We start from the raw sequence: 25,806 nt of genomic DNA on the forward strand, positions 1-25,806 counted from the left end.
GTGGGCGGGGTGCTGGTGGCGGTCGTGGTGGCGGTCAACGTGCTGTCCGGCGGGATGCGGTCGATCACGTTCGTCCAGGCGTTCCAGTACTGGCTCAAGCTCACCGCGCTGGCCTTGCCCGTGATCTTCCTGGTGCTGGCCTGGCGCGGCGCCGGGGCCCCCGGCATCAGCGCGCACGACGCCACGAGCTGGGCGCTGCCGCTGGGCGGGGGGCGGGAGTATCCGCTGTACGCGACGTACTCGCTGATCCTGGCGACCTTCCTGGGCACGATGGGGCTGCCGCACGTGCTCGTGCGCTTCTACACCAACCCGGACGGGCGGGCCGCCCGCCGTACGACCCTGGTCGTGCTGTCCCTGCTCGGCGCGTTCTACCTGCTGCCCGCGATCTACGGCGCGCTCGGCCGGCTCTACGCCCCCGACCTGATCGCCAGCGGGCGCACCGACGAGGTGGTGCTCTCGCTGCCCGGCCGCATGATCGGCGGGACGCTGGGCGACCTGCTGGCCGCGCTGGTCACGGCGGGGGCGTTCGCGGCGTTCCTGTCCACCTCCTCGGGGCTGACCGTGTCGGTCGCCGGGGTGATCGCCCAGGACATCCTGCGCGGCGGTGTGCGGTCCTTCCAACTGGCCACGGTGGCGGCGGTGATCGTGCCGCTGGGGCTGGCCGCGGCGGCGCGCTCGCTGCCGGTGGCCGACGTGGTGGGCCTGGCGTTCGCGGTCGCGGCCTCGTCGTTCTGCCCGCTGCTGGTACTCGGCATCTGGTGGTGGCGGCTGACCTCGACCGGCGCGATGGCCGGGCTGCTGGCCGGCGGCGGACTGGCCAGCGCGGCGGTGGTGACCACGATCGTGATCGGCCCGCACTCGGGCTGGGCGGGCGCGCTGCTGGCCCAGCCCGCCGCCTGGACCGTGCCGATCGCCTTCGTGGTGATGATCGTGGTCTCGCTCGCCACCCCCGGCAAAGTGCCCGCCGACGTGACGCGCACCATGGTACGCCTGCACGCCCCGGAAGGGCTCAACGTCAACCGTGGCGACTGGCGTCCCAGGCGATCCTGACCAGCGCTTCCCCGGGTCGCTGAGAACGGCCGACCGCTCGTCGCGGATATCCGACCTTTCACCGCAATGGGCCGCCTGCTGAACGCCATGCCGTGACGACTCGGCGACCGGCCCGGCGCTGCCTCTTCTGAGGGGGCGGCTTCCCTTCTACGGTATGCGTGATCCACATCACAGCCTGGGAGGCTCGGTGACGACCAAAGAACATGATGCGTCCGTCTACGAACAGGTGCAGACGAGTCAGGACTTCCAGGAGCTGAAACGGCGCTTCCGAGCCTGGACGTTCCCGATGACCGCGGCCTTCCTGGTGTGGTACCTGCTCTACGTGCTGCTCTCCGGCTGGGCTCGTGACTTCATGGGGATCAAGCTCTTCGGCAACATCAACGTGGCCTTGGTGTTCGGAGTGCTCCAGTTCGTGTCCACGTTCTGGATCGCCTGGGCCTACTCCAGGCACGCGGCCAAGAAGCTGGACCCGCTGGCCGACAAGCTCCGTCACGAGGTCGAGGAGAAGCAGTAGTGAGTTCAGAGGCGCTTTCCACCACCCTCTTCTTGATATTCGTCGCGGCGACGCTCGGCATCACCTTCTGGGCCAGCCGTAACACCAAGACCGCCGCCGACTACTACGCCGGTGGCCGCTCGTTCAGCGCCGCGCAGAACGGCATGGCGATCGGCGGCGACTACATGTCCGCCGCCTCGTTCCTCGGCATCGCCGGGATCATCGCCCTGTCCGGCTACGACGGCTTCCTTTACTCCATCGGCTTCCTGGTCGCCTGGCTGGTGGCGCTGCTGCTGGTCGCCGAGCTGATGCGCAACTCCGGCAAGTTCACCATGGCCGACGTGCTGGCCTTCCGGATGAGCCCGCGCCCGGTGCGTACCGCGGCCGGCGTGTCCACGATCACGGTCAGCATCTTCTACCTGCTGGCCCAGATGGTCGGCGCGGGCGCGCTGGTCGGCCTGCTGCTCGGCATCGACTCGCCCGCCGGCAAGGCGCTGACCATCATCGGCGTCGGCATCCTGATGATCGTCTACGTGGTCTTCGGTGGTATGAAGGGCACCACCTGGGTGCAGATCGTCAAGGCCGTGCTGCTGATGACCGGCGCCGCGCTGATCACGCTGCTGGTCCTGATGCAGTTCGGCTTCAACCTCTCCGGGCTGCTCGGCGAGGCCGCCGCGGAGAGCGGCAAGGGCGCCGCGTTCCTGGAGCCCGGCCTGAAGTACGGCACCGAGGCGCAGGGCCTGGCCGGGAAGATCGACCTGGTCAGCCTGGGCATCGCGCTGGTGCTCGGCACCGCCGGTCTGCCGCACATTCTGATCCGCTTTTACACCGTTCCCACCGCGAAGGACGCCCGGAAGTCGGTCATCTGGGGCATCGGCATCATCGGCGTCTTCTACCTGCTCACGCTGGTGCTCGGCTTCGGGGCGGCGGCGCTGGTGGGCGGCAAGGCGATCACCGCGGCGGACAAGGCGGGCAACACCGCCGCGCCACAGCTCGCCAAGGCGATCGGTGACCTCATGTTCGGCACGGTCGGCGGCACGATCCTGCTGGCGATCATCGCGGCCGTCGCCTTCGCCACCATCCTGGCCGTGGTCGCGGGTCTCACCCTGGCCTCCTCCTCCAGTTTCGCCCACGACCTCTACGCGCACGTGATCAAGCGCGGCAAGGTCACCGAAAAGGAGGAGGTGCGGGTCGCCCGGATCTCCGCCTTCGTGATCGGCGCGGCCTCCATCGGCCTGGGCATCCTGGCCCAGGGCCAGAACGTCGCCTTCCTGGTGGCGCTGGCCTTCGCGGTGGCCGCCTCGGGCAACCTGCCGGCGATCCTGTTCAGCCTGTTCTGGAAGCGGTTCAACACCGCCGGCGCGGTCTCGGCAATCTACGGCGGCCTGCTGTCCGCGCTGATCCTGGTGATCTTCTCGCCGGTGGTGTCGGGCAGCAAGACGGCGCTGTTCCCAGGGGCCGACTTCTCCTGGTTCCCGCTGCAGAACCCGGGCATCATCTCCATCCCGCTGGGCTTCCTGTTCGGCTGGATCGGTACCCGGATGAGCAAGGAGTACAACGCCGCCAAGTACGCCGAGATCGAGGTCCGCTCGCTCACCGGCGTCGGCGCCGAGCAGGCCACACAGCACTGACGGCCGTCCCCTTCCAAGGGCCCCGGCGGGCGTCGCCCGCCGGGGCCCTTCCCGTTTCAGGCCGGAACGGTGACCTTGGCCGCTTCTTCGGCTCTTTCGGGGGCGGGACCGGCTAGGGCCGACAGCTCGTCCAGGGCCGCGCGTAGGTGGCCGAACAGCCGCCACACGTCGTCCACATGGCGCGGGCAGGCCAGCAGCCCGAAGTCGAGCGACCCGGCGTAGGAGAAGCAGGTGACGCTGAGCCCGCCGCTCAGGTCGGTGACCACCGACATCGGGTAGTACGCCACCACCTTGCCCCCGCACAGGTAGAGCGGGTGGCGCGGGCCCGGCACGTTGGAGACGATCAGGTTGACCGGCGGGCAGGCGAGCCCGGCGAGCCGGAAGACCGAGGCGGTGGCCAGCGCGGTCACCGGCGGCGGCAGCAGCGCGGAAAGGTCGCTCAGCCAGGTGGCTGGGGAGGAGGCGAAGCGGCGCTTGGCGGCGCGCATGGCATCCCTGGTGGCCAGCAGCCGCTCGCGCGGGTCGGCCAGGTGCGTGGCGATCGGGGCGGCCATCGCCGAGATCCGGTTGCCCACCGCGCCGGGGCCGCGTCCGGCCGGGCGGGCGCGGGCGGCCACCGGGACGGCGGCGATCAGCGGCAGGCCGGGCAGTACGTCCCGTTCGGCCAGCCAGGTCCGCAGCGCCGCCGCGCACATGGCCATGACCACGTCGTTGACGCTCATCCCGAAAACCCTGCCGACCCGCCTGATCTCGGCCAGCGGCAGCGAGCCGTACGCGAACCGCCGCTGCCCGCTCACCGGCCCGGTCAGCGGCGTGCGCGGCACCTCCAGCGACGGCAGGGCGGGCGCCTGCCCGGCCTCGCCGCCGAGCAGCCTGGCCATCCGTGCCACCCAGCGCGCCCCGGGCAGCGTGGCGGCGATCGGCACCGCGTCGAGGTCGGCCGCGGCACGGCGGAGCGAGCCGAGCGCGCGCAGCGGGTGCGTCATCGAGTTGACCGCCGCCCCGGCGAGCATGTCGAGCGTGCCCGGCGCGGTGACCGGCTCGGCGGGGGGCCGCGCGGCGGCCGGCTCGGCGCCGACCGGCGCGAGGTCCAGCAGCGCGGCGAGCGCCTCGGCCCCGGACACGCCGTCGATGGCGCAGTGGTGAACCTTGGTGTAGATCGCCACCCGGCCGTGCTCAAGGCCGTGGATCAGGTGCATCTCCCACAGCGGCCGGTGCCGCGACAGCCTGCGCTCGTGCAGCCTGGCGACCACGTCGGTGAGCAGTTCGGGGGCGGGCAGCGTGGTCTCGTAGACGTGGTCGGCGGGGTCGAAGTCCGGGTCCTCGGCCCAGTACGGCAGGTCCAGCCCGAACGGGACGCCGGCCAGCCGCAGCCGCAGCGCGGGGGCCAGGTGCGCCCGCCGGCGCAGCAGCGCGACCAGCGTGCCCTTGGTGATCCGGCCCGGGGCGTCGCCGGGATCGACGATCGCGACCCCGGCCACATGCGCGGTGGTCGTCGGCGACTCGGCATGGAGGAACAGCGCGTCCAGCGCGGTCAACTGACGCAACGATCTCTCCCTCCAGCCGGGACGTCCATGGGAACATCCTGAGGTCTTCGCGTTTCCGGAGGGTTTCACACCTGCTGTCCGATGATTCTGACAGGTTAAATTCCGGTCACTAGCCGTTAAGCGTGCTATTTGTAGGGATCTCTTTGCGTCTCGCCGTAAGCGGGGCCTTTCACGCCGCGATCACGCGCACCGGGTGCGCCACCACCGCCCCGAACAGATAGCCGTCGGCGTTGAAGGGGGCGCGGAGCGGCTGCGTGGTCCCCGTTTCGTCGGTCGCGCGGGCCAGCAGCGTGTAGCCGCCCGGGCCCGGCGGGCGCCAGGTGTACCGCCACCGCGCCCATCCGGCGGCCGGCCGCGGCCCGTGCAGTGTGGCACGTTCCCAGCTCGCGCCGCCGTCCACGCTGATCTCCACGCGTTCCACCCGGCCGTTGCCCGACCATGACCGCCCGCGCAGCTCCAGCTCCCGCCCGGCCGGCGGCGCGGCGTCCCAGGGCAGCTCGAAGGCGCTCTTGGGCACTTGCGTGGTGAGCGGCGGCCCCCACCGGGGCATCCGGTAGAACACCGTGTTCCACGGCGTCCGGATCGGCTCGTCGGACACCTCGATCTCGCCCAGCCACTTGATCGAGGCGACGCCGATCCAGGACGGCACGATGAGCCGGGCGGGGAACCCGTGGTCGGGCGGCAGCGGCTCGCCGTTCATGTCCAGGGCGAGCAGCACGTCGTCCATGGCCTTGGCGATCGGCAGCGGGCGGCGGACCCTGCCGTGGTTGACCCCGCCGCAGATGTAGTCGGCGTCCAGGCCGGTGCCCAGCACGTCCACCGCGCGGGAGGTGAGCCCGGCCGATCGCAGCACCTCCGCCAGCGGCACGCCGCCCCACCTGGCCACCCCGATGCCGCCCAGCCGCCACGGCGTGCCGGGTGTGGGGGTGCCCTGCTGGGAGGCGAAGAACGCGCGGCCGTTGCCCGCGCACTCCAGCGCCGCCTCGACCGTCACCTGCGGCATCGTCCGCAGCTCGGCGTAGTCGAAGGTCCGGGGCGCGCGAAGGCCGCGCCCGTGGACCCGCAGCCGCCAGCCCGCCACGTCGATGAGCGGCGTGGCGGTGTGGTTGCGCACGAAGAACCTGTCGTTGGGAACGTGGTAGCCCGTCCCTGCCAGCGCCTCCCAGCGGGTCTCGGCGTTGGTGCCGTGCGCGACGAACCACTCCGGCGGCAGCGGTTTGACTATGCCCCCGCTCACGGGAGGGCCGTCGCCCATGGGGTGCTCGTACGCCATCCGGTCGTCCCTTCGGTCAAACCATATATTCCCTACAGGGACAGTATGTAATCCTGGAGCGCGCCACGCCGTATCCCGGAGTGGTTTTCCTCACCTCTGCCCATCTCCATACCCGCCGCCCGGTTCGCCTTGCCCGCCCCCGGCGCAGGAATGCCCTATGAGGAGCGATCCGCCGGGGGAGCCCGGAGTGGAACTGGCCGACTCCGACGATCAGCGGGAGCTGGCCGCCCTGTTCCAGCGGGGCGAGAACCCGCACTTCTCCGGCATCAACACCTTCCTCAAGGCCCCTCACCTGCAAGAGCTGAGCCAGGTCGGCGAACACCAGGTCGCGGTGGTCGGGGTGCCGCTGGACGCCGGCGCGGCCCACCGCCCGGGGCCGCGGTTCGGGCCGCAGGGCATGCGGCGGATCTCCGCACTGCACGCCTCGCACTACTGCGAGCGCGGCGCCGACCTGCTGGACGGGCTGGACATCGTGGATCTGGGGGACATCTTCCTGGCCCCCGCCGACCTGGACGCGGCCTTCGACCGGATCACCAGGGGAGTGGCGTACATCGTCTCGCACGGGGTGTTCCCGGTGGTGCTCGGCGGCGACCACTCCGTCGGGTACCCGGCCGCGCGCGGCGTGATGGAGGCGTTCGGCGGCAAGATCGGCGTGATCCACTTCGACCGGCACCTGGAGGCCCGCGAGCCGGCCGGCGACCGCCGGGCCGCCCACGAGACGCACTTCGACCTGGGCAACCTCGTGCAGATCGGGGTGAGCGGGTGGCAGGCGGCACGCGCCCCCGCCCGGGACGGCTCGCTCGTGATCGCCGTGGAGGACGTGGAGGAACGCGGCCTGGACAGCGTGGCGGACCAGGCGCTGGAGGCGGCCTGGAGCGGCGGGGCGCGGGGGGTCTATCTGTCGTTCGACATCGACGCCGTCGATCCCGGGTTCGCGCCGGGGACGGGGTGGCCCGATCCCGGCGGGCTGTATCCGCGCGAGGCGCTGCGGCTGGTCCGGCGGTTCGCTGCGGAGGGACTGCTGGGCATGGAGGTGGTGGAGGTCGCCCCGCCGTACGACTCCTCGGACGTGACCTCGCTGCTCGGAGTGCGGCTGATCTGCGAGGTGCTGGCCGCGTCGGTCGCCTCAGGCCACCTCGGCTGACCGCTCCGCGCCCGCCTTCAGCCGTCGCCGCGGCCCAGGAAGGCCAGCAACCGCTCCAGCGGCCAGGTGTTGATCACGTCGTCGGTGGTGAGCCAGGCCCGCTGCGCGATGCCCACCCCGTAGCGCTGGTGGGCCAGGTGCGGGATGGCGTGCGAGTCGCTGTCGATGGAGAACTTCACGCCGTGGTGGCGGGCCAGCCGGACCAGCTCGGCCGGCAGGTCGGAGCGGTCGGGATAGGAGTCGATCTCCATGGCGGTGCCGGTGCGGGCCGCGCAGCGGAAGATCTCCTCCCAGTCGGCATCGACCGGCTCGCGCTTGCCGAGCTTGCGCGTGGTGGGGTGGCCGATGATGTGCACCTGCGGATTTTCGCAGGCGGCGATGAAGCGGGCGGTCATCTCCGCCCGCGACTGGTTGAAGTGGGAGTGGACGCTCGCCACCGTCACGTCGAACCCCTCAAGGACCTCCACCGGCCAGTCGACCGTGCCGTCGGGGCCGATGTTCAGCTCGGTGCCGTGCAGCAGCCGCATGCCCGGATAGGAGGTCTGCAACCGGGCCACCCGGTCTCGCTGGGCGAGCGCCTTGTCGAGGGTCATCCGCTGCATGACCAGGTCGGGCGCGTGGTCGGTGATCGCGTAGTAGGCGTAGCCCAGCCGCGCCGCCGCGGCCACCATGTCGGCGAGCGAGGCGATGCCGTCGGTCAGGTCGGTGTGGGTGTGCAGGTCGCCCTTCAGGTCATCGAGGGTGACCACCTCGGGCAGCCCGCCCTTGAGCGCCGCGGCGACCTCGCCGCCGTCTTCGCGCATGGAGGGCGGGATCCACGGCATGCCGAGCGCCGCGTAGATCTCCTCCTCGGTGCGGGAGGCGATCACCCGCTCGCCCTCGAACAGCCCGTACTCCGAGAGCTTCCAGCCCTTCTTGACGGCCATCTCCCGGATCCGGACGTTGTGCTCCTTGGACCCCGTGAAGTACTGCATGGCCGCGCCCCACGACTCGGCGGGCACCAGCCGCAGATCGACCTGCACGCCGCCGGTGGTGCGCACCGAGGTCTTCTTCTCCCCGGCGGCGATCACCTCCGCGACGTACGGCATCGCGCGGAACTCCTCCATCAGCGACGCCGGCGCAACGGCCAGGATGTCGATGTCGCCGATGGTGTCCTTCATCCGCCGCAGCGAGCCCGCGTAGGCGATCCGCCGCACGCCCTCGCCGGACAGCGAGGCGATGACCTGCTCGGCCAGCTCCATGGCGATGCCGATGTGCACCCGCCGCCCGGCCTGCTCCATCTGGTCGATGCCCTTGAGCAGGTTGGCCTCGGTGCGCGGGCCGAAGCCCTTGACCCCGGCGAGCCGCCCCGCCCCGATCGCCTCGCGCAGCGCGGCGGGGGAGTCGATGCCCAGCTCGGAGAACAGGAAGATGGCCTTCTTCGGGCCGAGCGAGGGAATGCGCGTCATCCGCCGCACGCCCTCGGGCACCCGGCCGCGCAGCTCGTCGAGCTGGCGGAAGCTGCCGCGGCTCAGGAACTCCTCGACCTTCTTGGCGATCGCCTCGCCCACCCCGGGCACCGAGCGCACGTCGCCGCCCGAGATGTCCTCGGGGTGGCCGGCGATGGCCTTGGCCGCCTTCTGGTAGCTGCGCACCCGGAAGGCGTCGCCCCCGGTCATCGCGAACAGGTCGGCGTATTCCTGCAGTGCTGCCGCGGCCTCATCGTTCACCCGAGCCATGCCCTCAAGCGTAGGGGGTGGGTACGACGTTTCCCGGCACCCGGGCCGTACGCGCCCGGGTGCCGGTCCGGCATCACTTCTCGATGATGAACTTGTGGTAGCGGCCCATCCAGTACGGCAGCAGGTAGGAGGTGCCGTCGTTGACGTGGGTGCCCGATCCGCCCTGCTCGAGCTTGTACGGGTCGTGGTTCCAGTGGCCGATCACCCGCTCGTCGATCGGCAGCACCAGCCCGTTGCGGCGCATGCCGAGCTTGGCGGGGTCGGCGTCGGGCCGGATGTGCCGGCCGAGGTTGACGATGTCCAGCCGGGCGGTGTTGGTCTGCTTCCAGTCGATCATGTTGAGCGGGAACCGCTTGAGGGTGTCCACCGACTGCTCGAGCCACGGTCCGGGCATGTCCAGCGGGAAGGGTCCGTAGGCGTCCAGCCAGGTCTGGTCGGCCAGGCCCGTCGCGGCGATGAAGTTGAAGAACGGGTTCAGCTCGTACTGCTCCAACTGCCAGTAGTCGTACAGCGACCGGGCCCAGGACCGCTTGAGCTCGGCGTCCTTCTCGTAGGCCAGCAGGTGGTAGTAGTTCATGAACGCCATCTCGTCGTCGGACTGGTTGCCGCCGCCGACGCCGGGAGTGACCTTGGGCGCGAGGGTGTTCATGTCGTAGCCGTGCTCGTCGATCAGCTTCTTCTTGGCCGCGGCGTACTTCGGGTCACCGGAGACCTGCTCGGCGATCGCCAGGAACGCCAGGATCGTCTGGCTGTTGAGCCCGCGCTCCTCGCGCCGCCACGGGTTGCCGTTGATCTCCTTGGGGTCGAAGAACCCCCAGCGGGTGGGCTTGCCGTCGTGATCGACGAAGAAGAAGTCGTTGTCGATCAGGTGGTCGGTGGTCCGGGTGATGACCGACGCCGCCTCGCGCTTCTCGGCGTCGTCCTTGGCGACGATGTCGTGGTAGAGGGCGTTGAAGAAGTAGTGCCCGACCAGTTCGTCGCTGCTGGTGTCGGTCTTCCAGTACCACTTGCCGTCCGCGCTCTTCGGCCAGCGCGGCACGAGGATCTTCCAGTACGCGTCGCCCTTCTGCTTGTCCCGGTCGCGCTGCTCGTTGTCGCGGATGTTGGGGTCGGTCGCGGTGGTCTCGATGATCGAGCGGGCGATGAACCCGGGCGGCGCGGGGTTGGTCCCGCCCTGGGTCACGTCGCCGAGAAACTTCAGCGCCTCGAAGACCTTGCGCGCGTTGTCCCTGGCGGCCGGGTCCTTGGCCGCGCCGTACCGGAACGCCTCGGCCGCGCCGTACATCGCGGTCCACAGGCCGTCGTTGTCGCTGGAGCCCTGCACCCATTTGCTCAGGTCGCCCGGGGTGTGCAGGTCCACGCCCTCGACGAACCCGTACGGCGTGCGCTTGTGCATCGCGGCGATCGCCCGCTCGTAGACGTCGGCCTTCTCACCGAGCGTGGTACGGCGGGCCTCGATCCTGCCGACGCCTCCGGAAGTGGCGAAGTAGGCGTTGGCCTGCGCGTCCACCGCGATGGCCGCGACCGCGTCGCCGGGCAGCCAGCGGCGGCCCTGGCGGTACTCCCAGTTCGTGCCGTCGAAGCGGATGGCGCCACTCGCGGTGCCCAGCCAGATGTCGCCGTTCGCGCCCGGCGTGAGCGCGGTGAAGCCGAGCATGGGCAGGCCGTCGGCCGGGCCGTACGCCTTCCACGCGCCGCCGTCCCTGACGCCGACGCCGGACGCGGCGGCGTACCAGAGCCGGTCCTTGCTGTCATAGGCGAGATGGCCGACCGCGGGGGTGGCGGACACCTGCTTCCAGCCTCGCCCCGCGCGTTCGTACACGCCGCTCGCGGTGGCGACGGCGATCGCGCCGGACTTCGCGGATCGGGCGATGGCCACCACGTCGCCGGGCAGCCGGTCGGGACGCCAGGCGTGGCCGCGGTCGTTGCGGTAGAGCCGGTCGCCCTGCGCGAGGACGAGGTCGGGGCCGCCGGCGAGCAGCGCCTTGGCCGGATCGACGCCGTGCGGCAGCCGCACGGACGTGGTGCGCCACCGGTCGCCGCTCGCGATCAGCAGGCCGCGCGCGGTCAGCGCGGCCAGGTCGCCGCCGCGCCAGGCCACCCGGTGCGCGGCTCCGGCGGCGACCTCCTTCCACGCCCCTGCGGCCCACACGGCCAGGCCCTTGTCATGAGCCGCGGCGACGACGCCGCCGGGGCCGGTGGCCAGGGAGACGGCCGTGCCGGGCAGCGCGGGGAGCGTGCCGCCGACCTGGAGTACGAACGGTTCGACTAGGGCGGGGGCGGCGGCCGTCGTCGTCGCGGCGTGCACCCCGGCGGCGGGGATGATCGCGACCGCGAGGGCGGCGGCGAGCAGGAGGTTGTGCGTACGGGCCATGGAATTCCTCCGTGGAGCAAGTAGTGCAGAACCTAGTAAAGAGTCTTTATTGCATCTAGGCAAGAGTCTTTACTAGAATCCGGGCCATGGCCCAGCACGCGACCCTCGCGACCCTTCGTGAGATCAACGCATCGGTGGTCCTCACGGCGATCCGCGCCGACCCCCCGCTGTCGCGGGCCGAGGTCAGCCGTCGCACCGGGATGACCAAGCCGACCGTCGCCAACGCGCTCGACCTGCTGCTGGCCGCCGGTCTGGTACGACAGGCGGCCCCACCCGGCGAGACGCACTACGGCGCGGTCTACTTCGAGCCCGTGCACACGCTGGCCCACGTCCTGGCCCTGGACATCGGCACCCGCTTCGTCCGGGGCGCGATCTGCGACCTCGGCGGCGCCATGCTGGCCCGGCACGACCATCGCATAGCGGACTCCGCGCCGGAGACCGTGCTGGCGGCCGCCAAGGCCGTCCATGACCGCCTGCTGGAGGGCGGCGGCGATCGGCCCGGCCTGGAGGTCGCGGTGGCCGGCGTGCCCGGCGTGGTCGACCCCCGGGAGGGCGTGATCAGGGAGAGCAACCGGGCCGAGCTGGAGGGCGTGCCGATCAGGGCACGGCTCGCCGAGGCGCTCGGCGTCCCCGCCGAGGTGGAGAACGACGTCACCCTCGCCGCAGTCGGCGAGCACGCGTCCGGCGCCGGGCGGGGCGTGGACGACTTCGCGTTCCTGTCGATCGGCGCGGGCGTCGGCGCCGGGCTGGTGCTCAGCGGCCGCCCGCATCGCGGGCACCGGGGCGCCGCCGGTGAGGTGGACAACCCGCCGCCCGGACAGGAGTTCGCGCCCGACAGCCCGTCCGCCGACGCGCTGGTGAGCTGGTCGGCCGCCTCGCTCGGCGAGCGGCGCACCCCGGAGGAGCTGTTCGCGGCCGGGCGGGCCGGCGAGCCGAAGGCGGTGGAGATTCTCACCGAGCAGGCCAGGCGCACCGCGGTGCGGATCGCCGAGATCACCAAAGTGGCCGACGTCGAGCTGGTCGTGCTCGGCGGCGGCATCGGCCTGGCCAGCGCCGACATCCTCGGCCGGATCGAGGCCGCGCTCGCCGTCCTGGTCCGGCGTCCGCCCCGGCTCGCCGTGTCCGGTCTGGGCGACGCGCCGGTCCTGGTCGGCGCGATGGCCAGGGGCGCCCAGCTCGGCTGGGAGCGATTCACCACCCGCCGCATCAGCGAGGCGGCAGTCAGGAGCAACACATGAAGATCGCGGTCGTCGGGGGCGGCTCCACCTACACCCCCGAGCTGGTGGACGGGCTGGCCGCGCTGCCCGTCACCGAGCTGACGCTGACCGACCCGGCGGCCGACCGGCTCGCCGTGGTGGGCGCGCTGGCCGCGCGGATGTTCGCCAAGGCCGGCCATCCCGGGACCGTCCGCTGGACCACCGACCTGTCCGACGCCGTCGAGGGCGCGTCCGCCGTACTGCTCCAGTTGCGCGTGGGCGGCCAGCGGGCCCGGCTCGCCGACGAGACGTGGCCGCTGGAATGCGGGTGCGTGGGCCAGGAGACGACCGGCGCGGGCGGCCTGGCCAAGGCGCTGCGCACGGTCCCGCAGGTACTGCGGATCGCCGAGCGGGTCCGCGAACTCGCCCCCGGCGCGTGGATCGTCGACTTCACCAACCCCGTCGGCATCGTCACCCGCGCCCTGCTGGACGCCGGTCACCGGACGGTCGGGCTGTGCAACGTGGCGATCGGGTTTCAGCGGCTGTTCGCCCGCCTGCTCGGCGTCGCGCCCGCCGAACTGACCCTCGACCACGTCGGGCTCAACCACCTGACCTGGGAGCGGGCCGCCTGGGTGAACGGCGCCGACAGGCTCCCCGAGCTGCTGGGCGGCCACCCGGAGGAGATCACCGAAGAGACCGAACTTCCGGCGGACCTGGTCCGCGGCCTCGGCATGGTCCCCTCCTACTATCTGCGGTACTACTACACCCACGACGAAGTGGTCGCCGAGCAACGCAGCGGGCCCAAACGGGCCGAGCAGGTGCTCGACCTGGAACGGCGGTTGCTGGCGATGTACCCGGACCTTTCGGAAAAGCCGGCACTGCTCGAACAGCGCGGGGGCGCGCACTACTCCACCGCCGCCGTCGATCTGCTGACCTCACTGCTCGACGACCGCGGCGACACCCAGGTGGTCAACCTCCGCAACGGCGGGACGCTGCCCTTCCTGCCGGACTCCGCGGTCATCGAGGTCCCGGCCCGGATCACCGCCGCCGGTCCGGTACCGCTGCCGGTGCGCCCGGTCGAGCCATTGCTTTCCGGCCTGATCGCGCACGTCACCGGCTACGAGGAACTGGCCCTGTCCGCCGCCCTGCACGGCGGGCGGGCCCGGGTGGAGGCCGCGCTGCTCGCCCACCCCCTGGTCGGCCGGTACGACCTGGCCAGGCGCCTCACGGACCGGCTGCTTGCCGCCAACCGCGAGCACCTCCCGTGGGCCGCATGACCGGCCGGGCCGCGGTGCTCGCCATCGACGCGGGGAACAGCAAGACGGACGTGGCGCTGGTGTCGGCCCGCGGCGACCTGCTCGCCTGGGTGCGCGGCGGCGGCTTCAACCCGCACGAACGGCGGCTGCCCGAGGCCATCGCCATGATCGCCGCCCTGGTACGGCAGGCCGCGCCCGGCGGCGGCCCGGTCGCCGAGCACGTCGCCGCCTTCCTAGCGCACTGCGACCTGCCCGTCGAGCAGGAGGCGATGCGCGCCGAGATCGCCGCCCAGGGCTGGGCCCCGGACATCACCGTCGACAACGACACCTTCGCCATCCTGCGCGCCGGGTCCGGCCGCCCGTACGGCGTGGCCGTGGTCTGCGGCGGCGGCATGAACTGCGTGGCCCTCTCACCCGGCGGCGGCTCGGCCAGGTACCCCGCGCTCGGCAGGCGCTCCGGCGACTGGGGCGGCGGCGAGTTCCTGGCCGAGGAGGTCCTGTGGTGGGCGGTCCGCGACGAGGACGGCAGAGGCGCCCCGACGATGCTGCGCGAGGCCGTCCCCGCGCACTTCGGCCTGCCCGACGTCGTCTCCGTGTGCGTCGCCTTCCACCTGCACGACCTGCCCGAGGAGCGGCTGCACGAACTCGTGCCGCTGCTGTTCGAGGTCGCCGGCCGCGGCGACGCGGTGGCCGGCGCGCTGGTCGACCGGCTCGGCGACGAGACGGCCGTCATGGCCACGGCCGCGATGGACCGCCTGGACTGGGACGGCCGCACCATCCCCATCGTCCTCGGCGGCGGCGTGCTCACCGCCGCCAACCCGAGGCTGCTGGCCAGGATCGAGAAGGGGCTGCGCGGCACCGGGGCGGACGTGGACGTCCGCCTCCTCGCCGACCCGCCCGTCATCGGCTCGGCCCTGTACGGCCTCGACCGGCTGGGCGCCACCCGGCCGGACGTCGAACGACGCCTCACCGAGGCGATCACGACGAGCGTCCCTGTGACGCATGCACCAAGTAAGACCCCTTGAAGGGAGCCCCCACATGCCGCGGATACCGATCGGAACCTTCGCGCTCGTCCTGCTCTTCACGGCCGCCTGCGGAGGCGGCGCGAAGACCCCCTCCGACAACGTCCTGCGGATCGCGATGGTCTCCCCAGGCGAGGCGCAGATCCGGGTCTGGAAGGACATCGCCGGGCAGTACGAGAAGGCCCACCCCGGCTCGAAGGTCGAGCTGAACTTCCAGAAGGACACCCTCTACCAGGCGATCGGGCTGCCCAGCCTGCTCAACGGCCGCCAGGCGCCGGACATCTACTTCGAGTGGGCCGGCGACCGGCTGCGCACCCGCGTGAAGGAGGGCTTCGCCGCCGACCTCGGCACGCAGGTGACCGGAGGGCCGCTCAAGGGACTCATCGCCGACTCCGCCTACAACCGGGTGAAGATCGACGGCAAGATCGTGATGGTGCCGTTCGCGGCCGACGTCACGAACGTGCTCTGGTACAACCCCAAGCTCCTCACCGATGCGGGAGTGCAGCCGCCGAAGACCTTCGACGACCTGCTCGCCGCCTGCGACCGGCTCAACGCCAAGGGCATCACGCCCATCACGTCCGGCAACAAGGACCTGTGGCCCGCGGGCAACTGGCTGGCGCACCTGGTCTCGCGCGTGGTCGGCGAGCAGTCCTACCACGACACGCTATCCGGCAAGTCCGGCATGAACACGCCGGAGTGGGAGCGCGCCTTCGGCTACATCGCGCAGCTCAAGCAGCACAGATGCGTCAACGAGAGCGCGAACGCCGCCAACGACAACGAGGGCGCGCAGCTCTTCTTCAAGGGCAAGGCCGCCATGCACCCGATCGGCTCCTGGCTGGTGAGCTGGGCCATCGACGAGGCGCCCGGCCTCGCGTTCGACTACGTCAACCTGCCCGAGATGCCGGGCGGCATGGGCGACCAGTCCAGCGTGATCGGCGTGGTCACCGGCTACGTCGTCAACGCCAAGAGCGCCAAGGTCAAGGAGTCCGCGGAGTTCCTGGCCCTGGCCAACTCGCCCGCCAACGTGGCGGCGTTCGTCAAGTCGGGCACCGTCCCGCTGACCAAGGGCACGACGCCGGACAAGGAGGTCGACCAGCGGACCATCCGGCTCGACGGCCTGCTCGCCGACGCCAAGACCGTCGTCTCGCCCCCCGACACCGGCTACGACCTCAAGCGCGCCGACGCGCTCTACCGCGCGCTGGCCGCGGTGCTCGGCGGCGAGAAGTCGCCGAAGGACGCGCTGGCCGAAGCCGCCTCGAAGGCCGGCTGACCGTGCGCCCGCACAAACCCCTCACCCCCTACCTCTTCGCCGCGCCCGCCCTGCTGGTCTTCGCCTTCGCGGTGCTGGCGCCGGTGCTCGCCACCGGGGCGTTCAGCCTGACCGAGTGGTCCGGCTTCGGGCCGATGACCTTCACCGGGCTCGGCAACTACGTCAGGGCGCTGGGCGATGACGTGTTCGTCGGCTCGTTCCTGCACGTCACGCTCTACATCGTGGTGACGATCGTGCTGGAGGTCGCGTTCGGGCTGGTGCTGGCCGGGGTGCTCGCGGCCCGCCGGGGCGGCTCGCCCTGGTTCCGCGTCGCGCTGTTCACGCCGGTCATGCTGCCGATGGTCGTCGTCGCGGTGCTCTGGTCGTTCGTCTACAACGGTGACTTCGGCCTGGTCAACGCGTCGCTGTCGGCGATCGGCCTGGACGGGCTCACGCGCGTGTGGCTCGGCGACCCGGCCACGGCGCTGCTCGCGGTGTGCGTGGTGTCCGGGTGGGTGTACGCGGGGTTCTACATGGCGATCTTCTACGCGGCGCTGACCCAGATACCGCCGGAGGTGATCGAGGCGGCCCGGCTCGACGGCGCCGGCGAGGCCCGGATCTTCGCCAGGGTGAAGGTGCCGATGATCCGCAACGCGGTCGAGGTCTGCCTGCTGCTCTGCGTCACCGGCGGCTTCCAGACCTTCGACCTGTTCTACGTGCTCACCGGCGGCGGCCCCTACAACGCCACCGAGATCCCGACCACCTACCTCACCCGCGTCGTCTTCCGCGACGGCGAGGTCGGCTACGGCTCGGCGATGGCGGTCCTCATGACCGCGGTGGTGGTGCTCGTCGGCATCGTGTTCATGCGGCTGCGCCGGGGCAGGGGGGCCGAGGCGTGAGGCGGGTCCCGCGCGTACTGGTCACGGTGGCCTTCACCGCGCTGTCCGTGGCGTTCTTCGTGCCGATGATTTGGATGGTGCTGTCCAGCTTCAAGACCAACGCGGAGATCTTCGCCGGGCCCTTCTCGCTCCCGACCGGCCTGGAGTTCGGCCGGTGGGCCGAGGCGTGGCAGATGGGCGGGATCGGCGGGTACGCGCTGAACAGCCTGCTCGTCACCGCCTTGTCCGTGCTGTTGATCCTGGTGGTGGGCTCGGCGGCCGCGTTCGCGTTCAGCCGGTACGTCTTCCGGGGGCGCGGCGCGCTGATGGGACTGCTCGGCCTCGGACTGCTGCTGCCGATCCAGTCGTACTTCATCGCGCAGAGCAGGATGTTCACCGAACTCGGGCTCGGCGACACGCGCTGGGCGCTCATCGTGCCGTACACGGCCATGGGCCTGCCGCTCGCGGTCTACCTGCTCAAGGTCTACCTGGACGCGCTGCCCGCCGAGCTGTTCGAGGCGGCCAGGGTGGACGGCGCCGGCGATCTGCGGATCTACCTGCAGATCGCGGTGCCGCTGCTCAAGCCGGGCATCGCCACGGTGGCCGTCTTCTCGGCGCTGTCGTGCTGGAACGAGTTCCTGCTCGCGCTCCTCTACATCCAGGACGACGGCCTCAAGACCATCCCGGCCGGGCTGCTCGCCTTCTCAAGCAGGTACGTCACGGACTACGGGCTGCTGTTCTCGGCGCTGTCGATCATCACCCTGCCGATGATCGTGATCTACCTGGTCTTCAACCGGCAGGTGGTCGCGGGCATCACGGCGGGCAGCCTGAAGTGACTCATCGTTGGGCGGCCGCCACCAGGACGATGGAACGGACCTGGGCGATGATGTCCAGCCGGTTGCGGACGAAGTCCGGATCGGTGACCGTGCCCGTCTCCGGATCGGTGTTGCCCGCGCCGAACTCCAGGACGGGTGTGTGGACATGGCCGCCCGGGATCTTCCGGCCGAGCCGGTCGCGCAGCAGCGTGGCCCGGTAGGCGATCTCGTTGGAGGGGTAGTCGCCGCCGCTCCCGCTGCGCGCGGCCGAGCCCTCGGTGGGACCGTCCGGCCGTACTACGGGGGTGGTCTCGCCCGCGGGGATCTCGGTCACCTGGGTGTTGTCGTGCACCGGGAAGCGGCCGGTCGGGGTGGCCACGATGTCCTGGTAGGGGAGCGTGGTCACCGTCCACTGGGGCTGGGCGGCGGGGTCGGTCACCGGGATGAGGCCGGTCGAGGAGCGGTTCTCGTTGTCCGGGAACCCGCCTCGCCAGGCCGCGTTGTGGCGCTCGATGTCGAACTGGCCGGGGCGGCCCTGGTGTGGGTGCACCTGGTGCGCGGGGCCGCTGGAGATTCCGCTTCGGCAGGGCGCGCTAGTGTCCAGCCGGTCAGTCCGGGACCAGGCGGAAGGAGTTGAGCAGGCCGGTGAGGTCCAGGGTCCGTCGCACGGTGCCGGGTACGTTGGCCAGTTCCATGGTCAGGCCACGGTCGGCCAGGCGCTGCTGGCCGGCCAGCAGGCCGCGCGCGCCGGCGACGTCGCAGAAGACGAGCCCGCCGGTCTCCACGGTGAGATGTCTCCGACCACCGGTGGCCACCTTGGACATGGCCGACACCAGCAGCGGAGCGGTCGCGACATCGAGTTCGCCGTCCACGGCCAGGACGCTGCGGATGGTGTCGCGATGGTCGAGGCGGACCGTCAGGAAAGGCCCACCGTACATCCGGCGGGGCGCGTGATCGGATGGGTGTTCGGTCATGGGGGACTCCGATCCATGGCGGGCGACAAGCCTCCATGGGCATGCGGGCCCATGCCAGGCGGGGTGACGATCTGCCCGTACCCGCGGCGCGCCTGCCGGAACCTCGAACCCCGCGCGTGCCGGGCCTGCGACTCGGGCTTCCGTCAGACGGTGTGCCAGGGGCCGAAGGCGCTGCCGGGCCCGTTGACGTTGCCGGTCGCCCAGAAGTCTCCGTCCCGGCCTCGGACGTAGACACCGAGGGTGCCGTCACAGAACTGGAGGACGGAAGGTCTTCCGGTGAACATGCCACCGTCGCTCAGCCGTCTCCACGCCTGCTCGAACAGCCCTCCGGGCTTCTTCTGCCCCTGAGCGTTCAGGCTCCCATCGGCGAGCAGGACGTAGGTGTGAATGCCGTGCCTCGGCGGGGTCGCCGGCGCGTTTGGCCGCCAGGGAGGCGAGCCAGTGCGCACGCATCTGGTACGCGTAGGCGAGCCCGGCCGAGGGCCTGCCATCGGCAAGGCGGATGGCCCTGTCGGACATCTGGACGACGACTTCGGCGGGCTGCCCCTGCCAGTAGCTGTGCATCGCCTCCCGGGCGCGGATGTAGACCGCGAGGTCACGATCGCCGGAGGCGTCGGCGGCGCGGCGGGCCGCGCGGAGCGCGTCGCGGGCCACACGGGCTTCTTCCACCACGGCACCGGCGAACATCATGGAAAGCTGCGCGCTGATCCGGAGATGGGCACTACGCGATGGGCCGGGCGGGGTGCGGTCGAGGATGCGCCCGACCTCGGTGATGTCGGCGATGAAATTGCCGAGGTTGGTCCTGGGAGCACCGACGATGTTGTGAATCTCGTGGTCGCAGACGACCTGCTCGATCTCATGGACTGGGAACATTGGGTCGCAGCTCCTTCTGCGATCAAGGCCCCGCTCGGGCGTTGCGCCGCCCGGGCGGGGCCGTCTTTTGGCGCAGGGCCATTTCAATGCACGGTCATCGTCGCCCGCTCGCCGTCGTGCGTCCGGCTCGCGGTCGTCGATGAGGGGACCGAGGGCGAAGGGGGACCGCGTGTCCGGGAACCGGCCGAGGACGCCGAGTCCGGGCGCGGCCTGACGCTGGTCGCCGCGCTGGCGGACACCTGGGGGCATCGCCGGATGAGCCGTTGCCGGACGGTGTGGGTGACGTCACCTTCCCGGGCTGGTGGATCGAGGTTCGCGACGGCGTCTGGTGGGCGGCCAAACGTACCTCGCCCGCATGGGCGCGGCCTGAAAGCACCTGCCCTGAAACCACCCGCCCTGAAAGCACCCGGCCGCTGGAGAGCGGAACCTGGTTCGGCGCGGCCGGGGTGGCCGACAGGGAGACGGGCCGCCGCCGCGAGCCGGTGGACCGCTTCATGATCGGCAGTGGTGGCAAGGCGTTCACCTCCGCCACCGTGCTGCAACTGGCCGCCGAGGGCAGGCTGAGCCTGGACGACACGGTGGAGAAGTGGCTGCCCGGCGTGGCCCGCGCGAACGGCAACGACGGCGGCAGGATCACCGTCAGGCATCTGATCACCCACACCAGCGGCCTGTGGGTGACCGGCTTCGACGCGGACATGGTGCGCGCGTACCACACCCGCGAGGGATTCGCCGAGCACCGCCATGACGTCTGGACCGTTGCGAAACTGTTCGAACTCCAGATGTCCAAGCCGCCCATCTTCGCGCCGGGCGAGAGCTTCGCCTACACCAACGGCGGATACCACCTCGCCGGGGCGATCATCGAGAAGGCGTCCGGAAACGCGTACGAGGACGAGGTCGAGCGAACGGTGATCAAGCCGCTCGGCCTCACCGGCACCTACGCGCGCCCCCTGGCCGAAGCGGGCATCCGGGGCCCGCACGCCAGGGCCTATTCCAGGATGTTCATCAGGGACGGCGTGGACCCGGCGATCCTGAACACCGCCAACTACGAGTCCCACCTCCAGGGCCCCGAAACCGACCCCGTCGATGTCACCGATTCGACCTCTTTCGCCTGGGCCGCCGGCTCCGTCGCCTCGACCACCGGCGACATGCTCCGGTTCACCAACGCGATGATCAAGGGCACGCTGCTGCCGCCCGCCCAGCACCGCGAGATGTGGACCACGGTCCCCACCAGGGACTGGATTCCCAACACCCGCTACGGCACCGGCGTTTCGGAGTGGACCCTGCCGATGGCGGCACGCTGCACGCCGTGGTCGGGATGAGCAACGGCTCGGCCAGTTTCACCCTGGGCACCCCTGGTGCCAAGCGTCTGGTCTCGGTGAACCTCAACTGCGACTGGAACTGGGCTCCGGCCCTCGATCTCGTCATCGAGGCGGCGTTCGGCTCGCCCTTCTTCGCGCAGGGGTAGCCGTCAGGCGTGCCTGCCGTCACAGCGACCGCAGTTTGACGTCATAATGACGTCATGCGAGTGGCACTGCTTGGGCCGGTACGGGCGTACGCCGACGACGGGGTCCCGATCGACATCGGCGGCCCCATGCAGCGGGCCCTCCTCGCCCGGCTGGCGTTGTCCGCCGGGCAGGTGGTGCCGGTCGGTTCGCTGGTCGACGCCCTGTGGGGCGAGCGCCCGCCCGCCGACGCGGGCAAGGCCATGCACGCGCTGGTCTACCGGCTGCGCAAGGCCCTCGGCGAGCCCGGACTCGTGGGAATCGGCGGCGACCGGCTACCGGCTGAAGATCGACCGGGCGGACGTGGACGGCGACCGGTTCGAGGAGCTGGCCGCCCGGGGCCGCCGGGAGCTGGCGGCCGGGTCCGCGCGTTTCTGCCCGAAGACGACATCCCCTACGTGCTCGACTCCTTGGTCGGCAAGTCGATCGTGGAGCGCACGGCCGATTCCTACCGGATGCTGGAGACCATCCGCGCCTACGCGGCCGAACGACTCGATCTGGCGGGCGAGCCGGAACGCACCCGGGACCGGTTCACCCGTCACTTCGCCGCGCTGGCCGAGGAACTGGAGCCGCTGGTGCGCTCCGGCAGGCAGGCCGAGATGCTGGGTCTGTTCGCCTCGGAGTACGACAACCTCATCTGGGCCCTGCGCATCGCCATCGACGTTCGCGACGCGACCACGGCGGCGCGGATGCTCGGCTCGCTGTTCTGGTACTGGGACACGCTGCGGTACGACGGGCGGGCCAAGGCGTACGTGAGCAGGGTGCTGGAGTTCGGTGACGCGCTGCCCGCCGACGCGCGGGCCGCCTGCACCGCGATCCACCTGATGGCGGGCGAGGGCGGGCCCGTCACCGACCCCGAGCGGGTCCGCGCGCTGATCGACGAGTGCCGGCGCACCGGCGCGCTGGAACGGTACCCGATGCTGCCGATGCTGACGCTGATGACCGCCCACCTCCTCGGCATGGACGACCTCGTCGATCAGGAGATGGCCCGTATCAGGGCCGGCGCGGATCGGTGGGCCATCGCGGGCACCCTGGTCGTCCAGGCCGTACGGCACCGCGAACGCGGCGACTGGCACGGCGCCGCCGCCCTGCTCGAAGAGGCCCTGCGCATTCACGAGGAGACCGGCGACCAGTGGTGGACCGCCACCCTGCTGGCCGGTACGGCCCGCCTGCACAGCGTCGCGGGCGACACGGACCGGGCGCTCGCCGCGTACCGGCGCAGCATCGCCCTGGTCTCCGCGCTCAGCCCGCACGAGACGATCGCCCACCGGCTCGGCCTGGCCACCGAACGCATGCGCGCCGGGGACGCCGGGAACATGGCCGCGGCCCTGCGCGACATCGAGACCGCGGAACGGGCGGCCTGGGAGTCCGGCCGGCCCGAGCTGGAGGTGGAGGTGTCGTTCGCGTTCGCCGACCTGCATCACCGCCAGGGCGACATCGAGCGGTCCGACCGGATATTCGACCGGGTGGAACGGTCGGCCCGCGAGATCCCGCTCCCGGAACAGGGGATCGACGCCCGGCTCGTGCTGGCCAGGATGGCCAACCTGGTGGCCCGCGGCGACGCCCTGCGCGCCCGCGAACTGCGCCTCCGGTCGGTGCGGGCGGCGTCCGCCCATCTGGACCCGGCGCTGGCCGCCGAGCTCCAGGCCGGGCTGGCGCGGCTGGAGGGCGACCCGCGGCGGGCCGCCGTCATGCTGGGCATGAGCCAGGCCGTCCGGGGCGCCTTCGACCACGGCGACGCCCTGCTGCGCTCCCTCGTCACCCGGCTCACGAAGGAACTGGGCCAGGCCGGCTACGAGCAGGCGTACCGGGCGGGCGCCGAGACGCCCCGCGACGAGGCCGTCAGGCGGCTGAGCCCGCGCTGAGCCCCGCGTGGTGTACGCAAAATGCCCGGTAATTGCCGCACCACGGATCGTGACCTACGCTCGCGCCATGGGCATACCCATCGAACCTATCGGCAGCATCCCCCGACCCCCCGCCCTCCTGGCCGCCATGGCCGATCACGCCGCCGGGCGCGTCGGCGACGACGAGCTCGCCGCCCGGCAGGCGGAGGCGGTGGCCGACACGATCTCCCGGCTGGAAGGGCTCGGCAGCCCGGTCGTCGTCGATGGCGAGCAGGCCAAGCCGAGCTTCGCCACCTACCCGCTCAGCGGGCTCGCGGACCTGGCCCCGGACGGCGTGGTCATCCCGTTCGCGGACGGGCACACCCGGCGATTACCGCGGCTGACCACCGGTCCGTTCCGCTACGCCGTACACGCCGAGACCTATTTGAACGAGGCCAGGCGGCACACCCGGCTGCCGGTCAAGCAGGCGGTCATCGCCCCCTCGGCGTTGAGCCTGCTGTATCCGGCCGAGCCGCTGGACGGATACCCGCGCAAGGCGTTCCTGGACGACCTGACCGCGGAGGCCGAGGCCGACATCCGCGGCTGCCTCGCGGCAGGCGCACACGCGGTGCAGGTCGACTTCACCGAAGGACGGCTGGCGCTCAAGCTCGACCCGGGCGGCGGGCTGCTGGACGACTTCCTCGCGCTCAACGCCCAGGTGCTCGCGCGGTTCGACGCCGCCGAGCGGGCCAGGATCGGCGTGCACACCTGCCCGGGCGGCGACCACGACTCCACCCACAGCGCCGACGTCGACTACGCCGGGCTGCTGCCCAAGCTGCTGGCGCTGCCGGTCGGCAACTTCTACGTCCAGCTGGCGAGCGAGCCCGACCCGGGACGGGTGCTGGGCATCATCGCCGGGCACCTGCGGCCCGGCGTGCGGGTCTTCGTCGGGGTGATCGACCCGATCGACCCGAGGGTGGAGACCGAGGAGGAGGTGCGCGACCGCGTGCTGGAGGCGGCCCGGCACATCCCCGTCGATCAGCTCGGCACCTGCGACGACTGCGGGTTCTCACCGTTCGCCGACGACGTCTCCACCTCCCGTGAGACGGCGTTCGCCAAGATTGGGGCCCGGGTCCGGGGCACCGCCCTGACCGCGCGGGCCCTCGGTGTCTGACGGCACCCGCATCCCGGATGTCGTCGATCGGGGCGCGGGCGGGGCCGTCAGACGCGGAAGGGGCGCGGGCGGTAGGGCTCGGCGAGGTAGGCGATCTCGTCGGCGGTGAGGGCGAGGCCGGCGGCGGCCACGGCGTCGTCCACGTGCTGGATCTTGGTGGCGCCGATGACCGGGGCGGTCACGCCCGGCTGGGCGAGCAGCCAGGCCAGCGCGACCTGGGCGGGCGGCACCTCGCGCCGGCGGGCGACCTCGGCCACGCGGTCCAGGATCGGGCGGTCGCCCTCCGGGTCGTAGAGGGCGTCGATCCGGGCGTCGCTGCCGGCGCGCGCGGTGGCCGCCTCGGGCTTGCCGGCGCGGGCCAGCAGGCCCCTGGCCAGCGGGCTCCAGGGCAGCAGGCCGACGCCCTGGTCCAGGCACAGCGGGTTCATCTCCCGCTCTTCTTCTCTGTAGAGGAGGTTGTAGTGGCCCTGCATGGTGACGAACCTGGTCCAGCCGTTGCGCTCGGCGGTGTGCTGGGCCTTGGCGAACTGCCAGGCGTACATCGAGGAGGCCCCGATGTGGCGGGCCTTGCCCGCCTTGACCACGTCGTGCAGCGCCTCCATGGTCTCCTCGATGGGCGTGTGACGGTCCCACCGGTGGATCTGGTACAGGTCGACGTGGTCGGTGCCCAGGCGGGTCAGGGAGGCGTCGATCGAGGCGAGGATGTGCTTGCGGGACAGGCCGCGGTCGTTGCGGCCCTCGCCCATGGGGTAGTAGACCTTGGTCGCGAGCACGTAGTCGTCCCGGGACGGGAAGATCTTGCTCAGCAGCCTGCCGGTGACCTGCTCGCTGGCCCCGTGGCCGTAGCTGTCGGCGGTGTCGAAGAAGATGATCCCGGCCTCGGCCGCGTGGCGCACGATGGGCTCGCTGCGCTCCTCGTCGAGCACCCAGTCACGGCTCGCCCCGCCGTAGCTCATCATGCCCAGGCAGAGGCGGGAGACTCGGGTGCCGGTGCTGCCAAGCCGAGGGTGTTCCATGCTCCCCGATCCTATCGGGGCCCCTCGGCGATGATCTACGTCAGGTCGGCGGCGCGGTATACGACATAGCAAGACTTAAGGTAAGTTTCCCAATTTCGGTCTCTTTTGAGTGCGATGTCACCGCTCCCACCTGCGGGCATCTCGTTCCGGTCCGTACGGCGGGGCCGCGCGCCGGATTGGCTTTACAGAATCTGTTAGATCCGCAGGATTGGAGGAAGGATGTCCCCGTTCGCGCAGCCCGCCGACTCCCTTGACCCCCGGCGGCGGGTCGCGCAGCGGTGATCTTGCCAGAATGTGCGTCCGGCGGATACGGCTGCACGAGCCTTGTTGGGATGCGATGGAACGAATGCGTGGGAGTCGCGCGCCGCGCCCGGCGCCGCTTCGCCGGCTGGGGACCTTCCTCCGGCGCCGGCTGCCGGTCCTGCCGCGCTTACCCGAGCCGTCCCCCGCCCGGCTGAGCGGATTGGCGCTCGCAGCCGGGATATCGGGCCTGGTCGGACGGGTCCTGGCGGGTGTGGCGACGGCGGCGGGACGGGGTGATCCGATGGTGTGGCCGGTGGTCGCGATGGCACTGCCGCCCTTTCTGTTGCTGCACGCGGGAGCGCTCCACAGAGCGTTCTGCGGGCGTGGCGTGCAATGGTGGGTGACCGGCGGGCAGGTGGCGCTCACCTATCTGCCGATGCCCGTCGTCGGCCCGGCCTGGGCCCCGATGTGCGGACTGCTGGCCGGGGCGGTGTTCATGTCGGCGGACCGGCGGCGCTCACCACTGATACTGGTGGCGGCATGCGCCTGCGGGCC

The 25,806-nt window shown here is 71.4% G+C and carries 23 protein-coding genes; 15 read left to right on the forward strand and 8 right to left on the reverse strand.

What is annotated here, in order from left to right; translation table 11 throughout:
• The 3 genes from C1I98_RS10270 to C1I98_RS10280 all read left to right on the forward strand — a co-directional run.
• On the forward strand, positions 1 to 1,050 hold a 1,050-nt coding region (locus tag C1I98_RS10270; protein WP_111166932.1), incomplete at its 5' end, for a sodium:solute symporter family transporter.
• A 187-nt stretch (positions 1,051 to 1,237) separates the two neighbouring features.
• Positions 1,238 to 1,564, forward strand: a complete 327-nt coding sequence (locus C1I98_RS10275; RefSeq protein WP_233507658.1) for a DUF485 domain-containing protein — start codon at positions 1,238 to 1,240, stop codon at positions 1,562 to 1,564.
• Complete coding sequence (locus tag C1I98_RS10280) at positions 1,564 to 3,174, forward strand: monocarboxylic acid transporter (protein WP_111166934.1); 1,611 nt, start codon at positions 1,564 to 1,566, stop codon at positions 3,172 to 3,174. The genes C1I98_RS10275 and C1I98_RS10280 overlap by 1 nt, the downstream gene beginning before the upstream one ends.
• A 56-nt stretch (positions 3,175 to 3,230) precedes the next feature.
• Here C1I98_RS10280 and C1I98_RS10285 read toward each other — a convergent pair whose 3' ends face one another.
• Positions 3,231 to 4,721, reverse strand: coding sequence for a wax ester/triacylglycerol synthase family O-acyltransferase (locus tag C1I98_RS10285; RefSeq protein WP_111166935.1), 1,491 nt, complete (start codon positions 4,719 to 4,721; stop codon positions 3,231 to 3,233).
• A 169-nt stretch (positions 4,722 to 4,890) separates the two neighbouring features.
• On the reverse strand, positions 4,891 to 5,958 hold the full coding sequence (locus tag C1I98_RS10290) for a sulfite oxidase (RefSeq protein ID WP_233507660.1): 1,068 nt from the start codon (positions 5,956 to 5,958) through the stop codon (positions 4,891 to 4,893).
• A 193-nt stretch (positions 5,959 to 6,151) separates the two neighbouring features.
• Between C1I98_RS10290 and C1I98_RS10295 the strand changes: the two genes are divergently transcribed.
• Positions 6,152 to 7,138, forward strand: a complete 987-nt coding sequence (locus C1I98_RS10295; RefSeq protein ID WP_158557981.1) for an agmatinase family protein — start codon at positions 6,152 to 6,154, stop codon at positions 7,136 to 7,138.
• A gap of 17 nt (positions 7,139 to 7,155) precedes the next feature.
• On the opposite strand, the gene polX is transcribed toward C1I98_RS10295, so the two are convergent.
• Positions 7,156 to 8,856 (reverse strand): DNA polymerase/3'-5' exonuclease PolX, encoded by a 1,701-nt coding sequence (gene polX, locus C1I98_RS10300; RefSeq protein ID WP_111166937.1) that lies wholly within the window; start codon positions 8,854 to 8,856, stop codon positions 7,156 to 7,158.
• 73 nt (positions 8,857 to 8,929) lie between these two features.
• Positions 8,930 to 11,230: a hypothetical protein gene (locus tag C1I98_RS10305; protein ID WP_111166938.1), complete on the reverse strand. Its 2,301-nt coding sequence runs from the start codon at positions 11,228 to 11,230 to the stop codon at positions 8,930 to 8,932.
• An 86-nt stretch (positions 11,231 to 11,316) separates the two neighbouring features.
• Here C1I98_RS10305 and C1I98_RS10310 point away from each other — a divergent pair, with 86 nt between their 5' ends.
• Genes C1I98_RS10310 through C1I98_RS10335 form a run of 6 tightly spaced genes read left to right on the forward strand, consistent with a single transcriptional unit; the run spans position 11,317 to position 17,667 of the window.
• Complete coding sequence (locus C1I98_RS10310) at positions 11,317 to 12,468, forward strand: ROK family protein (RefSeq protein WP_111166939.1); 1,152 nt, start codon at positions 11,317 to 11,319, stop codon at positions 12,466 to 12,468.
• Positions 12,465 to 13,703, forward strand: a complete 1,239-nt coding sequence (locus C1I98_RS10315) for a 6-phospho-beta-glucosidase (protein WP_111166940.1) — start codon at positions 12,465 to 12,467, stop codon at positions 13,701 to 13,703. The genes C1I98_RS10310 and C1I98_RS10315 overlap by 4 nt, the downstream gene beginning before the upstream one ends.
• Positions 13,700 to 14,707, forward strand: coding sequence for an N-acetylglucosamine kinase (locus tag C1I98_RS10320; protein ID WP_111166949.1), 1,008 nt, complete (start codon positions 13,700 to 13,702; stop codon positions 14,705 to 14,707). The genes C1I98_RS10315 and C1I98_RS10320 overlap by 4 nt, the downstream gene beginning before the upstream one ends.
• Before the next feature lie 13 nt (positions 14,708 to 14,720).
• A complete protein-coding gene (locus C1I98_RS10325; RefSeq protein WP_111166941.1) occupies positions 14,721 to 15,974 on the forward strand; it encodes an ABC transporter substrate-binding protein in 1,254 nt (417 codons plus the stop codon).
• Positions 15,975 to 15,976: 2 nt separating this feature from the next.
• Positions 15,977 to 16,852 carry a carbohydrate ABC transporter permease gene (locus C1I98_RS10330; protein ID WP_199536844.1) on the forward strand — a complete coding sequence of 292 codons (876 nt, stop codon included), beginning with the start codon at positions 15,977 to 15,979 and terminating at the stop codon, positions 16,850 to 16,852.
• Positions 16,849 to 17,667, forward strand: coding sequence for a carbohydrate ABC transporter permease (locus C1I98_RS10335; protein WP_199536845.1), 819 nt, complete (start codon positions 16,849 to 16,851; stop codon positions 17,665 to 17,667). The genes C1I98_RS10330 and C1I98_RS10335 overlap by 4 nt, the downstream gene beginning before the upstream one ends.
• Position 17,668: 1 nt before the next feature.
• Here the strand turns inward: C1I98_RS10335 and C1I98_RS10340 are convergent, their stop codons facing one another.
• The 3 genes from C1I98_RS10340 to C1I98_RS10350 form a co-directional block, all read right to left on the reverse strand.
• Positions 17,669 to 18,196, reverse strand: a complete 528-nt coding sequence (locus C1I98_RS10340; RefSeq protein WP_199536846.1) for a PA0049 C-terminal domain-containing protein — start codon at positions 18,194 to 18,196, stop codon at positions 17,669 to 17,671.
• Positions 18,197 to 18,254: 58 nt separating this feature from the next.
• The gene (locus tag C1I98_RS10345; RefSeq protein WP_111166942.1) at positions 18,255 to 18,620 is read right to left on the reverse strand and encodes an STAS domain-containing protein; all 366 of its coding nucleotides are present in this window, start codon (positions 18,618 to 18,620) and stop codon (positions 18,255 to 18,257) included.
• A 246-nt stretch (positions 18,621 to 18,866) separates the two neighbouring features.
• On the reverse strand, positions 18,867 to 19,493 hold the full coding sequence (locus C1I98_RS10350) for a hypothetical protein (protein WP_111166943.1): 627 nt from the start codon (positions 19,491 to 19,493) through the stop codon (positions 18,867 to 18,869).
• A gap of 263 nt (positions 19,494 to 19,756) precedes the next feature.
• On the opposite strand from C1I98_RS10350, the gene C1I98_RS10355 reads away from it, so the two are divergent.
• The 4 genes from C1I98_RS10355 (at position 19,757) to C1I98_RS10365 (ending at position 23,992) form a co-directional block, all read left to right on the forward strand.
• A complete protein-coding gene (locus C1I98_RS10355; RefSeq protein WP_158557982.1) occupies positions 19,757 to 20,812 on the forward strand; it encodes a serine hydrolase domain-containing protein in 1,056 nt (351 codons plus the stop codon).
• Complete coding sequence (locus C1I98_RS41295) at positions 20,800 to 20,958, forward strand: hypothetical protein (protein ID WP_158557983.1); 159 nt, start codon at positions 20,800 to 20,802, stop codon at positions 20,956 to 20,958. The genes C1I98_RS10355 and C1I98_RS41295 overlap by 13 nt, the downstream gene beginning before the upstream one ends.
• A 54-nt stretch (positions 20,959 to 21,012) precedes the next feature.
• Positions 21,013 to 22,860, forward strand: a complete 1,848-nt coding sequence (locus C1I98_RS10360) for an AfsR/SARP family transcriptional regulator (RefSeq protein ID WP_111166945.1) — start codon at positions 21,013 to 21,015, stop codon at positions 22,858 to 22,860.
• 67 nt (positions 22,861 to 22,927) lie between these two features.
• The gene (locus tag C1I98_RS10365) at positions 22,928 to 23,992 is read left to right on the forward strand and encodes a cobalamin-independent methionine synthase II family protein (protein WP_111166946.1); all 1,065 of its coding nucleotides are present in this window, start codon (positions 22,928 to 22,930) and stop codon (positions 23,990 to 23,992) included.
• Between the two features lie 47 nt (positions 23,993 to 24,039).
• Here the strand turns inward: C1I98_RS10365 and C1I98_RS10370 are convergent, their stop codons facing one another.
• Positions 24,040 to 25,008 carry an aldo/keto reductase gene (locus tag C1I98_RS10370; RefSeq protein ID WP_111166947.1) on the reverse strand — a complete coding sequence of 323 codons (969 nt, stop codon included), beginning with the start codon at positions 25,006 to 25,008 and terminating at the stop codon, positions 24,040 to 24,042.
• 544 nt (positions 25,009 to 25,552) lie between these two features.
• Between C1I98_RS10370 and C1I98_RS10375 the strand changes: the two genes are divergently transcribed.
• On the forward strand, positions 25,553 to 25,806 hold a 254-nt coding region (locus C1I98_RS10375; protein ID WP_199536847.1), incomplete at its 3' end, for a hypothetical protein.

Source organism: Spongiactinospora gelatinilytica (assembly GCF_003236385.1).
In the GTDB taxonomy this organism is placed as follows: Bacteria; Actinomycetota; Actinomycetes; order Streptosporangiales; family Streptosporangiaceae; genus Spongiactinospora; species Spongiactinospora gelatinilytica.

Coding starts and splice junctions, on each gene's coding strand:
- C1I98_RS10320 (WP_111166949.1), top strand. CDS start 13,700: ATGACCGGCCGGGCCGCGGTGCTCGCCATCGACGCGGGGAACAGCAAG.
- C1I98_RS10325 (WP_111166941.1), top strand. CDS start 14,721: ATGCCGCGGATACCGATCGGAACCTTCGCGCTCGTCCTGCTCTTCACG.
- C1I98_RS10310 (WP_111166939.1), top strand. CDS start 11,317: ATGGCCCAGCACGCGACCCTCGCGACCCTTCGTGAGATCAACGCATCG.
- C1I98_RS10345 (WP_111166942.1), bottom strand. CDS start 18,620: ATGACCGAACACCCATCCGATCACGCGCCCCGCCGGATGTACGGTGGG.
- C1I98_RS10315 (WP_111166940.1), top strand. CDS start 12,465: ATGAAGATCGCGGTCGTCGGGGGCGGCTCCACCTACACCCCCGAGCTG.
- C1I98_RS10360 (WP_111166945.1), top strand. CDS start 21,013: ATGCGAGTGGCACTGCTTGGGCCGGTACGGGCGTACGCCGACGACGGG.
- C1I98_RS10370 (WP_111166947.1), bottom strand. CDS start 25,008: ATGGAACACCCTCGGCTTGGCAGCACCGGCACCCGAGTCTCCCGCCTC.
- polX (WP_111166937.1), bottom strand. CDS start 8,856: ATGGCTCGGGTGAACGATGAGGCCGCGGCAGCACTGCAGGAATACGCC.
- C1I98_RS10365 (WP_111166946.1), top strand. CDS start 22,928: ATGGGCATACCCATCGAACCTATCGGCAGCATCCCCCGACCCCCCGCC.
- C1I98_RS10295 (WP_158557981.1), top strand. CDS start 6,152: ATGAGGAGCGATCCGCCGGGGGAGCCCGGAGTGGAACTGGCCGACTCC.
- C1I98_RS10350 (WP_111166943.1), bottom strand. CDS start 19,493: ATGTTCCCAGTCCATGAGATCGAGCAGGTCGTCTGCGACCACGAGATT.
- C1I98_RS10305 (WP_111166938.1), bottom strand. CDS start 11,230: ATGGCCCGTACGCACAACCTCCTGCTCGCCGCCGCCCTCGCGGTCGCG.